This window comes from Actinoplanes sp. NPDC051859, from assembly GCF_044452725.1.
Classification (GTDB): Bacteria; Actinomycetota; Actinomycetes; order Mycobacteriales; family Micromonosporaceae; genus Actinoplanes.
Window position 1 is genome coordinate 12,962 of record NZ_JBITBX010000021.1, and the last position, 11,916, is coordinate 24,877.

Annotated in this window: 10 protein-coding genes; 3 read left to right on the forward strand and 7 right to left on the reverse strand. The window is 69.9% G+C overall.

The window, feature by feature from the left end:
- Positions 1 to 14 precede the first annotated feature (14 nt).
- The 3 genes from ACIA1L_RS31460 to ACIA1L_RS31470 all read left to right on the forward strand — a co-directional run bounded on the left by ACIA1L_RS31460 (position 15) and on the right by ACIA1L_RS31470 (position 2,116).
- A complete protein-coding gene (locus tag ACIA1L_RS31460; RefSeq protein ID WP_396076677.1) occupies positions 15 to 188 on the forward strand; it encodes a hypothetical protein in 174 nt (57 codons plus the stop codon).
- A gap of 188 nt (positions 189 to 376) precedes the next feature.
- Entirely contained in the window at positions 377 to 1,354 is a 978-nt protein-coding gene (locus ACIA1L_RS31465) for an alpha/beta fold hydrolase (protein ID WP_396076678.1), read from the forward strand.
- A 177-nt stretch (positions 1,355 to 1,531) separates the two neighbouring features.
- Positions 1,532 to 2,116: a hypothetical protein gene (locus ACIA1L_RS31470; protein WP_396076680.1), complete on the forward strand. Its 585-nt coding sequence runs from the start codon at positions 1,532 to 1,534 to the stop codon at positions 2,114 to 2,116.
- Positions 2,117 to 2,171: 55 nt separating this feature from the next.
- Here ACIA1L_RS31470 and ACIA1L_RS31475 read toward each other — a convergent pair whose 3' ends face one another.
- The 7 genes from ACIA1L_RS31475 to ACIA1L_RS31505 are packed head-to-tail and all read right to left on the reverse strand — an operon-like array spanning position 2,172 to position 11,870.
- Positions 2,172 to 2,654, reverse strand: a complete 483-nt coding sequence (locus tag ACIA1L_RS31475) for a DUF3592 domain-containing protein (RefSeq protein WP_396076681.1) — start codon at positions 2,652 to 2,654, stop codon at positions 2,172 to 2,174.
- A gap of 52 nt (positions 2,655 to 2,706) precedes the next feature.
- The gene (locus tag ACIA1L_RS31480) at positions 2,707 to 4,410 is read right to left on the reverse strand and encodes a M16 family metallopeptidase (protein ID WP_396076682.1); all 1,704 of its coding nucleotides are present in this window, start codon (positions 4,408 to 4,410) and stop codon (positions 2,707 to 2,709) included.
- A complete protein-coding gene (locus ACIA1L_RS31485; RefSeq protein WP_396076683.1) occupies positions 4,407 to 5,354 on the reverse strand; it encodes a hypothetical protein in 948 nt (315 codons plus the stop codon). Before ACIA1L_RS31485 ends, ACIA1L_RS31480 begins: the two co-directional genes overlap by 4 nt.
- 51 nt (positions 5,355 to 5,405) lie before the next feature.
- Positions 5,406 to 7,379 (reverse strand): hypothetical protein, encoded by a 1,974-nt coding sequence (locus ACIA1L_RS31490; protein WP_396076684.1) that lies wholly within the window; start codon positions 7,377 to 7,379, stop codon positions 5,406 to 5,408.
- 31 nt (positions 7,380 to 7,410) lie between these two features.
- The gene (locus ACIA1L_RS31495) at positions 7,411 to 8,523 is read right to left on the reverse strand and encodes a VWA domain-containing protein (RefSeq protein ID WP_396076685.1); all 1,113 of its coding nucleotides are present in this window, start codon (positions 8,521 to 8,523) and stop codon (positions 7,411 to 7,413) included.
- On the reverse strand, positions 8,520 to 10,793 hold the full coding sequence (locus tag ACIA1L_RS31500; RefSeq protein WP_396076687.1) for a DUF5682 family protein: 2,274 nt from the start codon (positions 10,791 to 10,793) through the stop codon (positions 8,520 to 8,522). The genes ACIA1L_RS31495 and ACIA1L_RS31500 overlap by 4 nt, the downstream gene beginning before the upstream one ends.
- A gap of 3 nt (positions 10,794 to 10,796) precedes the next feature.
- Entirely contained in the window at positions 10,797 to 11,870 is a 1,074-nt protein-coding gene (locus ACIA1L_RS31505) for an AAA family ATPase (RefSeq protein ID WP_396076712.1), read from the reverse strand.
- Positions 11,871 to 11,916: the final 46 nt, after the last annotated feature.

The following is an 11,916-nucleotide window of genomic DNA, read 5'->3' on the forward strand; positions in this document are numbered from 1 at the left end:
AAACGGGGGATCCCATGTCTGCACGGCTCTGCGCCGTACTCCTCGCCGCGCTCGTCGCCGCCATCACCGGTCTGGGCGTGATCGCCTCGATCCCGGCGCCGCCGACCGGCACCACCCCGCCGCCCGCGGCGGTTGTCACTCCGACCACGTCCGATGGCCCGAACGGCACGTGCGTCACCTGCACCTGAGCCCGAAGAAAAGGCGCCCATCGGCTCAAGCCGATGGGCGCCTTTCGGGTCCGTCCGATGCTCAGGCTGCTGGCGCGGGGGTAGGGGCAGCACTACCTGCGTTTCACAGGTTGACCGGATCGATCTTGCCGGCCTGGGCGCCGAGACTGATTGTTGTCAGTTCGAAGCGCTCAGGTTAAGGAAATCCGTTGCTCCGCACAGTGCTCAAACGTTCCGGCAAGGTCTTCACCTGGTTCATCGGGGTGGTGGCAGTGCTGGCGCTCGTCGGGTTCGTCTTTCAGAACGGAGCGACGAAGGCGAACGCGCCGGACCTGCCGCCGGGCGGCCGCATGGTGGATGTCGGCGACTACCGGCTGTTCCTGCAGACCAGCGGCACGAAGCGGAACGGGCCGACGGTCGTTTTCGACTCGGGCTACGGGACCGCGGCGTCGACGGCGGACTGGAGCCGGATCGTTCCCGACGTGGCAAAGGTCACGCAGGTTGTGACGTATGACCGGGCGGGCTACGGCTTCAGCGACGACACCGGTTCGGCGCGGACCAGCGAGCGGCTGGCCGAGGATCTGCATACCCTGCTGCGCAAGGCCGACGTGCCCGGTCCCTATTTGTTGGTGGGGCATTCGCTGGGTGGCTTTACCGTACGCACCTTTGCGCAGCAGTATCCCGATGAGGTCGCCGGCGCGGTGCTGATCGACGCGGCGCAGGAGGACGGGCCGCGGGAGGAGATGCCGCTCGGGGCATTGCTGGTGGGCCGGAAGGTGGGTCTCGTGCGGGCGCTGGGGGCTGTCGGGCTGTATCCGCCGGTGGGGAACGCCGAGAAGTTTCTGGAGCCGGCCGATGCGGGGCTGATCGCGGAGCTGACGTACGCCCGGATGAGCGACGCGGCCCAGCGCAGCGAGTTCGAGGAGGCGTTCACCGACGCGAACCGGGATCAGCTGCGCGCCACTCGGACGGCGGGGTTCGGGGACAAGCCGCTGGTGGTGGTGACGTCGAGTCGGAACGTACAGGCGAATCCGCAGTGGGGTCCGTTGCAGGAAGCGCAACTGAAGCTGTCGAGCCGGGCACGGCAGGTGGTTGTCGACAGTGGGCATTACGTGCACTGGGAGCAGCCGCAGAGTGTGATCGACGCGATCGCCGAGGTGGCGGGTCAGGCGCCGACGCTCCCTTGAGGAGTGTGGGCACCGACCCCGGTGCGCGAACCACGCTGCGTCACCCTATGATGACTGAGCTTTCGAAGGCTACAGCCGTCGATGGCTGATGAATCTTCAGCGTTCCACCCCGAACGCGCATCGATTTGACGGGCGGCCGCGATCGCGTGCCCGCCCGTGTCATCAGAGAGGCTCCTCGTGTTCCGCTTTCTTGCCCGGCTCATGCTGCCGGTCGCCCTGGTCGCGTCCGCGCTGACCGCCCCGGCCCTGGCCGCGCCCGCCCAAGCCGCCGTCACCCCGACCGCCGCCGCATCGAGGTGCGCGAAGCCGGTGGTGTACTTCGACCTCGGCAACGTGCTGATCGACACGTCCGACTGGACGAAGGTGCGCTACGTCGATGGTGCCCTGGAGTACCTCGACGAACTGAAGAACAGCCACATCACGCTCGGTCTGATCATCAACATCCCGGAGTCCTGGGGCACTACCCAGAAGAAGAAGCTGGCGACGATGAAGAAGTACATCGCCGACCGGTGGGTGGACGAGGACCCGTTCGTCTGGTCCTACTTCGAGGGCCATATCGTGCTGCCGCGCAACGACGCGGAGCGTAAGCCGGCCCCGGTGATGTTCAAGCGGGCCCGGGCTGCGGTTTACCCCTGTAAGTCCTACTACCAGGGTGAGGTCGACGAGGAGGTGGCGGTCGCCGATCAGGCCGGACTCGTGACCTACCGGGTCAACCAGCTGGGCAAGCCCTTCTACCTCCCGGCCACGCAGATCCAACCCTGAACTCCAATCTCTACGTAGAAGGCGCCCCGGGGGAGCTCCCGGGGCGCCTTCCGCGTCAGGGCCAGGTCAGGTCCACGTCCCCGAAGTCCTCGAACTCCTCGAACATCGTGCTTGTCAGCTGGTAGGCGAACAGCGCGAACACCAGGAAAACGACGCCGAAGACGAGGTAGGTGATGGTGCCGCGCTGACCATTGCGGACCGGGGTGACCTCGGTCGGCCGTTGCGGATCGTAATAGATCTCGAACTCGGTGCCGGTCAGGTAGGACCGAGACTGCGGCAGGTCGACGACCGTCTTCAGCTCCTGGCCGGCAGCGGTCCGGAAAGTCACCACCGGCCGGAAGTGCGTCTGACCTTCCGACCGCGACTGCAGCTGATTGTCGACCACCACGGCCGTGGCGCGGTGACCCGAGCCTGCGAGTGACCGGTGCCGGATCCAGCGCCGCACGCCGGCGCTGATCAACGCGAGGCCGGCGACGGCCGGAATGCCCACGATGAGAACGGAGCCCAGCGTCGGTAGCCATTCGGACAGCTCATCCATGATCAAAAGCTAGAGCATCCCGGCCTGACGAGGTTCGAAATGGCGTTCCCGACTAGGAGCGCAGCGCCCGCACGATGACGGAGAGGCGGTGGGCGTACCGGAATGCGGCAACGCCCAGGAAGACAACGGTGACCATTGCGAGCGGCCGCAGTCGATGCTGGAAGACCTGCAGGCCGATCACTGCGACCAGCGCTGCCGTGAACAGTGTGAGCATCGCCGCGGACGGTAGGATCAGTCTTGCCTTCTCCGCCCGCAGCGAATGCCACCAGGCGAAACGCCGGCGCCATCGGGCTGACCGGGGAACACGTTGCGGTTGCGGAATGTCGTCCGGATGCCGCGCCGGCAGGTCTACCCGCAGGTTGCGGGGCACTCGCGCGTCGATCTCCGCGATCAGCGCAGCGCCGTCGCGATGCAGGGTGGGTTCGACGGAGACGATGATCCCGTCGTGTCCGACCAGGCGGCGCCCGCCATCCGGCCACGCGAGGACCACGCCGCAGGCGTCGTAGCGGACCGTCAAGACCTCATCCCCGCCGATGGCGCTGACGCCCTCGGCGCCGGAAACCAGACTGCGCTCCGACGCATGCGTGACCTGGCGGGCAACCCCCTCGACCGCCCGCTCGGACGTGGTCGGCGCAGCGGTGTAGCCCGCCCAGTCACCCCGCATGCTGCCCGGTGTCATGAGCAGACCCGCGTCGTACGCCTGACCGGCAGCCGCGACCACCTCGTCGCGGGTCACCGAGCGGATCTCGGCTGCCATGTCCTCGGCCTCCCGGACCGGCCTCCCGGCGAGCAGGTTGAAGACCTGACCCGGGAGCCGGGCGCCCTGCGCGTCGGCCTCCAGCAGCGATTCGGTCGCCTGGTTGATGACCGACGCGACTTCAGCCTCGTCGATCCGGCCGACGCGTAGCGCCGCCAGCAAGTCGACGAAGCCACCAAGCACCGCGCCCTGCTTCTCCGGAAGTGCGTCGGCCACTGCCGTGATCACTGCCCGGTCCGAGCTGCGCCGGTCGTAGTCGGTGTAGGCCGAATAGGACAGTCCCGCCTCCTGGCGCAGTTGGAGAAACATGCGCCGCTCGAGCACATCGGCGAACACCGCCGCGCCGGCGCTGTGCGGGACCACGGCATCCCAGGCCACCACACTCGACGAACCGCTGAACCAGGCCGGGGTCTCCGGCAGGGTGGACGAGGCCCGCGGTGCCTGCCGCCGTACGCCGGAAGGAAGATCGAGCCGCAACCCCGCCGGCACCTCGTCGCCAGCGATCCAGAGCGCTGCGTTGTCGCGGGTGAAATAGCGGGCCACCCATTCCTGCACGTCGTCGGCGGTCAGCGCCGGCAGGCCCCACTCCGGGTAAGCCGGCAGGCCGAAGTCCTGGGCGCCGTGCCGCCAGAGCAGCAGCGGCTCCACGACACTGCCGGGGCGACTGCTCTGCTCGGTGCGCAGGATCTCCTTCTCGGTCTCGAGCCGGGCCATCGGCAGCGATCGCAGCGCAGCGCACACCCCGGTCAGAAAGCCGGTGATCTTCTCGGCGGAACCCTGCATGTGGAAGTACGTGTACTCCGTGCCGGTCGCGCCGTTGTAGTGATAGTCGGCCACCCCGATCGAATGCAGCGCGAGATGCTCCACCAAGTGCGTGATGCCCTTGCGGGCCAACGTCTCGTCGGCCTGCCCCACCCGGAACGCGAGGCCGGCGTGCATCGGCCCGGCAGTCGGCGCCAGCAGCGTCGGTACGCCGTCGAGCTCCAGTTGCTTGATCATCGCGACACTCCACGCGAGCCGGTGGCGTAATAACGGCGTTCCCGGATCGTTTCCACCGGATCACCCAGATAGTTCCACGGCCACTCCGAGGCCAGCGGCCCCAACGCGACAAACAACGGCCCCGCCGCCCGCTGGTCGCCGGACTGGCTGAACAGCATCGCGAACGCGCTCAGCACGCTTACCCAGCCATACGTACGCGCGAACTGCGGATGCCACACCGAATGGGCAGCCGCCTCGTATATTTCGTTCCGCACCGCGGTCGAGCGCAGGTACTCCTGGTCCTCGCCGCTCTCCAGATCCAGCCAATGCTCGACATGTGCGGCCGCGACCAGGACCGCGTTTTGCGAGCCCGGCGGCGAACTGAGCATGGCCTCCCGGGCGAACGCATGCGCACTGTCCCACGAGCCACCCCACTTCGGGCAGAGCTGCTGCAGCAGGTGTTCCTGACCCGGCCGGTGGTGCGGGTCGGCCGCGGCCAGGTGGCCGTACCGGCGGCGGGCCTCGGCCTCACCCAGTTGCAGGCCCCGCGCGGTCGGCAACCGCGCCGTCCAGATCGCAGGATCGTGCGGGTTGCGGGCCGCGCCGTCGACCAGCACCCGTTCCGCTTTGGCGAGCCACTCGTGAAAGACCGCGAACTGGTCCCGGCTGACATACTTCGCGCGAGCCCCGCCGCGCACCTGCCACCCGACGTCGGTCAGGTGCGCGCCCAACATCGCACTGGCGGCGCCGTCGTTCGGGTCGTTGCGCAGCACCGTACGCAGAAAGTCTTCCAGGTCCGGCGCGTCGGCACCCAGGGTGATGAGCCCGGTACGGATCGCCGGTGGCGCTGCGTCGAGCAGCGCCCGGCAGGCGGTCCAGTCCCGGGCCGCCAGCGCCGACCGCAGCCAGCCGACCTCCGGGCAGGATGCCGCCGGATCGAAGACGACATCACTGTACGCAGGCATGGCGGGCAGCATAGATGATGATGCAAAGCCTCGGGGGGCATGTGTAGTCGCTCAGCGCAGGTCGGCAGCCACGGAAATCCGGAGGTAGGAGTCGATCCATGCCTGTACGGCGGAGTCGGCGGGATCGGGGCCGCAGTGGCCGGCGAGTGTGCGTACCGAATCGGCAGCGCGCCGCAGCCCCGCGGCCTGCAACCGGTCGGCGGTGGCGCGCAGCCGGTCGGTCATCGTCACCGGCAGGTGTCGCAGTCCGCGGTGTGCCGTCTCGGCCAGCAGGGCGATCGACTCGTCGAGGGCCAAGGCAACCGGGTCCGTGCTCGACGTCGGCGGGTGCGCCGGACCCGCGCCCGGGGCGGCAGCCGCCAGGTCCGGCACCACCACCGTCGTGCCTACCACCAGACCGGTGGGGTCGATGGAAATCCCGCCGCGGCCGCGCCGCACCGTGCCTGCCACAAACTTGAGGTCGCCGCGGAGTGCCTCGGCGACGCTGTCGAGCCGGCCCGGCGCACACGCGGCATGGGTCACCGACAGGATCGCCGTGCCGCCGGTCGGGTCCGCGATCACCGCGTCGAGTCGCTGCGCGCCTGGGGCGTAGCTGATCTCCTGCACCTCGGCGACCGGCACCACCCGAACCAGTTCGGCTGCCACCCGGGCGCGGATCGGCCGTGGCGGTAGCGTATCCAGCTCGGCGGCGAGGGCGGCCACATCATCGGCGAGCAACGTGCGCGGCAGGTGCTGCCAGGAGCCGCGGGAAACCGTCGCCTCGGTTCGGCTCAGCCGCCGCGTACCCAACCGGACCGTGCGGCTTGCGCTGCGCGCGGCCGATTCGGTGACCACGACACCCCCGGCCAGCATCCCGAGCCGCACGCCGGCAACCCGTCGATCGCTCAGACCCAGTTCTGTTTCGTACGCCCGGCGCAGCACCAGCACAGTCGCGCTGTCCGCATGCGCCAGGAACACCTCCACGACTCGCTCCGCACCCACGGCGCGGACCCGTGCACCCAGCCCGTCCAGTCGCGCTCGCCGCAGCGGGGTTTCGGCGCTCTCCTCGGTGCCGAGCACCCGCGACCGCAGCCCAGCCCCGCCGGCCAGGACCGCCCGCCGCCGGGCGACCAGCTCGGCGAGGTGGTCGGCGAGCGCTTCCGGTCGATACCGCGCACTGCGTTCGGCGTACGCGTCGAGCTGAGCCACCAGGTCCTCGACGGCAAGCAGGGGCCAGCGCATCCGTTCCGCTTCCAGCATGCGCCGGACCTCGGGGGCTCGGGCGGTGGCTCCCGCGCCGACGTGCACTGCGCCGTCGAGCAGCACCGCCTCGGCCAGCGCGACGGCAGCGTCCAGTCCGGGACCGCCGGCGGGTGCCGCCGAGCCGCCTACCTGCACCTGGGTGTCCGTACGCCCGGGATGCTGGTTGTCGGCCGCGCGGAACGCCCAGACAGCCAGCGCGAGCACATCGTCCCGCACCCCGGCCACCGCGTCGGTACGCGTGAACCCGAGGTCCTTCGGCACTAGAAAGCGAACGGTTGCGGAGGGCAATTCCACAGTAGGCACTGGATCGGCGGGAGTGGGGCGACGGACGCGAGCGGTGTATCCGGCCCGTTCGGCTCGCCGGGCAGCAGCGAGTGCGCGCGGCCCGATGTGCTGCGCCACCTGCTCGTCGGTGAACTCCCCGGGCGACCACTGCTCGACCCCGCCGGATGGTGTGGGGCTGGCGTTGACTGTCGGGGCGGGTGGTGTCGGCCCGGCGTCGGTGGGCAGCGGTGCGGCCACGCTGTGCCGGTAGGCCAAGACCAGGCCGATCAGGTGGCGACAGACGCCCGGTGCCCCGCAGGTGCAATGGCCGCGTTCAAGGCCGCCGGCGGGAAGCGTGGTGCCGACCCCATCGGGGAAACTCGCTGTGACGGTGCCTTCGCTGTCCTCGTTCAGGGTTGGCGTGTCGCGTTCGAGGTCGCGCGCGGCCCGTTTCACCAGTCCACGGTTGGTGAGCTCGGCCAGCGTCTCAGGTGTGAGCACAGCCAGATCCGTCCTCATCGCGTCCTCCCGCCGGCTGTGGATGCCAGGGTCATCCGGCCACCTGCTCGGCGACGAAGGCGGCCAGTTGGCCGGGAGTCATGGCGCCGATGTGGGCGCCGACATTGGCGAGGTGTTGGGCGGTGTCGCGGTCGTAGGCGGGGTTGGCGTCGGTGTCGAGGGCGGCGAGGCCGAGGACTTTGGTGCCGCCGTCGACCAGGGCGCGGACGCCTGCGATGAGCGGAACGGGGGAGCCACCCTCGTAAAAGTCGGTGATCAACACGACGATGGTGCGGCGCGGCTGTTCGATCAGGTCGGCGGCGTAGCGGACCGCTCGGGCGATGTCGGTGCCGCCGCCCAGTTGAACTTTCATCAGCAGTTCGACCGGGTCGGCGACGTCGCTGGTCAGGTCGACGACATCGGTGTCGAAGGCGATCAGGTGGGTGCGCACTCCGGGCAGCCCCCACAGGCACGCTGCCGTCACCGCGGAGTGGATGACCGAGTCGACCATCGAGCCGGACTGGTCGACGAGCAAGATCACCTGCCATTGCTCGACGTGCTTGCGACTGCGGGAGAAGAAGTGCGGAGTTTCGATGAAGAGTCGGCGCTCGTCCGGTCGGTAGTGGCCGAGGTTCGCGCGGATGGTGCGGGTCATGTCGAAGTCGCGAGCCTGCTTCCAGCGACTGGGTTTGCGGGCCCGGGTGCCGGTGAAGGCGGCTCGGACCTCCGTGGCCAGCTTCGTCATCAGGTCCCGGATGACGGCTTCGACGAGTCGTCGGGCCAGGCGCAGAACGTCGGGGTTCATCAGGTGTTTGGTCTGCAGGACCGCCCGCAGCAAGGCTGGATTGGGCGTGATGGTTTCCAGCACGGTGGGGTCGGTGACCACGTCGGTGATGTCGTAGCGCTCCACAGCATCCCGCTGCAGGCGTTCGACCGTTTCGTGCGGGAAGAGCCGGGAGATGTCGGTGAGCCAGTCCACAGTGGTAAGCACGGATGTGCCGTCGCCGCCGATCCGGCGGACGTCGCGTTTGTCGAGGTCGCCGTCGCGACCATAGAGCCAGTCGAGTGCGGCGTCCCGGCCGGCCGCGTCGGCGCCGAGCGGACCGACCGCTGATGCGGGTGCGCCCAGCACCAGCCGCCACCGCTCCAAGGTCGGATCAGTCATGATTCTGCTCCCGTGGTGACGAGGAGACCGGCCTCGCGAAGGACGACGTCCACCCGGTCGTCCAGCACCATGCCGGTGGCGATGAGCTCAGGGTCGGGGACCCCGCGGAGCAGCGCCCGGCCGCTGCCGGTCAGTCCGCGCCGGGCCAGCAGTCGGTTGGCGATGGTTTCCCGTTCGCGAGGGGGAAAGAATGCGAAGGCCTGGCGCAATGCGGGCAGCGCGATGAGGAAATCATCAGCGGCCATCGCCCCCAGCAGCTCGTCGAGCAAGGCGATGACGTCTTCGGTGTGCAGCACCTCCTCGCGTGCCAGCGCGAAGAGCCCGGCCAACCAGTCACCGGCCGACTCGGGGCGGAACGCTCCCCGGACTGCCCGGATCGGCTCGACGGCGGCGGCGCCCAAGGCCCACCCCAGCCCGAATGCCGCACCACGCAGGTCGGGCGGGGCCAGCTGGTCCGCTGCCACCCGGGCCGCCACTTCGAGGGCTGCTGCCTGGTCCAGCTGGAGCGCCGGTCCCGCGTAGCGCAGCCCGTCACGGCAGGCCACCCACGCTCCGATGCGGCCGAGGTCGGCCGTCGCGGCAGCGCCGTGCACGCCTTCGGCCAGCCAGAGAATGCGCCGCACCGCCGAGGCGATGACGGTGCCGAGGGTGGCGCTGTGCGCGGTGCCGAAGAGCCGGTCGTGCCGCCACATGGTGAGAACGACCGTGAGCATACGACCGAGCGCTCCGAGGTCGGCAGCCGCCGCAACGGTGTCTTCGATGTCGGACAGGGCTCGCGTGGACACGTCAGATGTTCCGGACAGCGCGGCATCGAACAGCACACCCGCCAAGCTGTCGACGTCGCGCCCGGCGCTGGCGGCCCGTTCAGCGAGAATCGCAGCGCAGGCATCGGCGAGAGTGGCGCCGTAGCCGCCAGCTTCGACGATCGCGGTATACCGGTGGTCGTCGGGCCGTGCCGTCCAGTGTTCGCGCAGCACCGGGTCGAGACCTGTCCTGGGTCCGCTGTCACGGTGAAAGCCGGGCACCGACAACACTCGCAGCCGGTGCAGAATGCGGCTGCGCTCGCGGTCCTCGGCGCGGAGCAGGTCGAGGTCCCACTCGGCGGAATCGTCCAGCCCGGCAGCCGCACAAACCTCGCGGACATTGCGGACCAGGGGCGGCGCGGGCGTCGCCGGATGCAGCCGGCCGGTGCGCGTGCCGCTGAGGGCCGCGACCATCTCGACCACCACCGGATGGCTGCCGGGCCGAAGCTGACCCCGGGAGGCCCACGGCAAGGGTACGTCCAGAGCCTCATTGACCAGCGCGGACGCCAACCCGTCCAGCACATCGGCCCGGCTGGCGCAGCCGTGCCCGCGTACGGCGGCGAGCCCGTCCGCGGTGGTCCGCGCGGCGATCAGGTCCGCGGTGGACACCGGCTGCTTGCGGGCACGGAGCCGCCCGGCCACGGATTCGACGAGGTGCTGGGCGGCTGTTTCCGGCCCGGCCTCCCACACCTGCTGGTAGTACTCGGGGGAGGGCATGCCGGACTGGTAGCCGTCGAATGCGTCGAGCCGCCGGAACGAGAACGGGACGAGATAGCTGCCACCCACGGCGTCGGCGAGCAGGGCCGGAATCGCCGGCCAGTCGGTGCCGCCCTGGGACTGCGCGATGAGTGCGGGCCGGTGGAAGCCACCCGTGACCACGACGACCGGCCGGTCTCCGGCGGCAGCCGCAGCGGCGCGCACCCACTGCGCCATGTACGCCTCCCGGGCGGTGTCCGACTCCCCGGCAGCAGCCTCCCCACGGAGCAGATCGAAGTAGACGGCCAGGCGTTCGGCGAGCCTGTCGGCCGGCGCGATCTCGACAAGGTGGTCCCACAGCACGTCGACGTTGTCTACGTCGAAGCTTCGGCAGAGTCGCTGGATGACGTCCGCGTAGCGGAGCTCGGCGTCGGCGTACCGGTTGCTGCGCCCGGCGAACGCTGGATGCCAGGCGGGCAGGTCGATGAACCGCAGCTCTGCTCCGGCCGCCTGGCCGTGGGTAAGGGCGACCCACTCCGGCGAATACGCGCAGAATGGCGCCCAGGAACCGTGCCGCCGTTCGCCGTCGCGGTAGCTGGTGAACACCGCGACCGGGAGCTCATGTCCGAGCAGCAGCTCGCCGATCCGCTCGTTGAGGTCGGCGGGTCCTTCGACCAGCACGTACGCCGGTTGCAAGGCGTCGATGGTGTCGGCGACCAGCCGGGCGCAGGCCGGGCTGTGGTGGCGGACACCGAGGAAGGTGACGGCCACGGTCTAGCCCGGCAGCAGGTGGCGGGCCTGGTGGAGGGCCTGCCATTGCTCGCCGTTGCGCCAGCTCACCTGTTGGGCGAGGTAGCGCCGGACCTTGGCCAGGTCGTCCGGGCTGTCCTTGGCGGCGGTGCCGGACAGGCAGGCGACGATGTCCTCTGCGGTGCCGGCTTCTCCGCGCAGGAACCAGCCCCGCAGTCCCACCGCGTGCGCCACCGAGACTGCCTCGGCAGTGCTCATCACCGCGGATAGGCGTTCCATCGAATCGCCGCGTGCGGTCTCGCCGGCGCGCAGCTCGCGGAACGTGGTGACCAGCACCTCGAGGACGTCCCGCCGAGGTGCGGCGGTGACGCCGGAGCGCTGCAACAGTCGTGCGGCCTCGGCAGCGACCAGGTTCAGCTCGGTGTGCAGGTCGGCGATCGGGAAGACGGTCTCGAAGTTGAACCGGCGCTTGAGCGCCGAGCTCATGTCGTTGACCCCGCGGTCCCGGGTGTTGGCGGTGGCGATGATGGAGAAGCCGTCGCGAGCGAACACCATCGCATCCGGCCCGGTCAGCTCCGGGATGGCGAGCACCCGGTCGGACAGCGGGGAGAGCAGGCAGTCCTGCACTTCCAACGGGCAGCGGGTGATCTCCTCGAATCGCACGGTCCGACCCTCGGCCATGCCACGCAACAGCGGAGCGGGCACCAGTGACCGGGTTGACGGCCCGTCGGCGACGAGCAGCGCGTAGTTCCAGGAGTAGCGGATCTGGTCCTCGGTGGTGGCGGCGCCGCCCTGAATCGTCAGGGTGGAGTCGCCGCTGACCGCGGCGGCGAGCAGCTCGGACAACAGCGATTTGGCGGTGCCGGGCTCGCCGACCAGCATCAGCCCCCGGCTGGTCGCCAGGGTGATCAGCGCCCGATCGATCAGGGACGGGTCGCCGACGAACTTGCGGCTGATGTCGAGCGCGGGATCCCCGACGACGAACCGCCGGGCGGCCTGCACGCTGAGCACCCAGCCGGGCGGACGGGCGGCGGTGTCGGAATCCCGGAGTCGCCGCAGCTCCTCGGCGTAGCGGACCTCCGCGGGTGGCCGCTGCACTGCGGATCCGGGGCCGCTGACCGTGGAACCGGGCTCGGTGACCGAG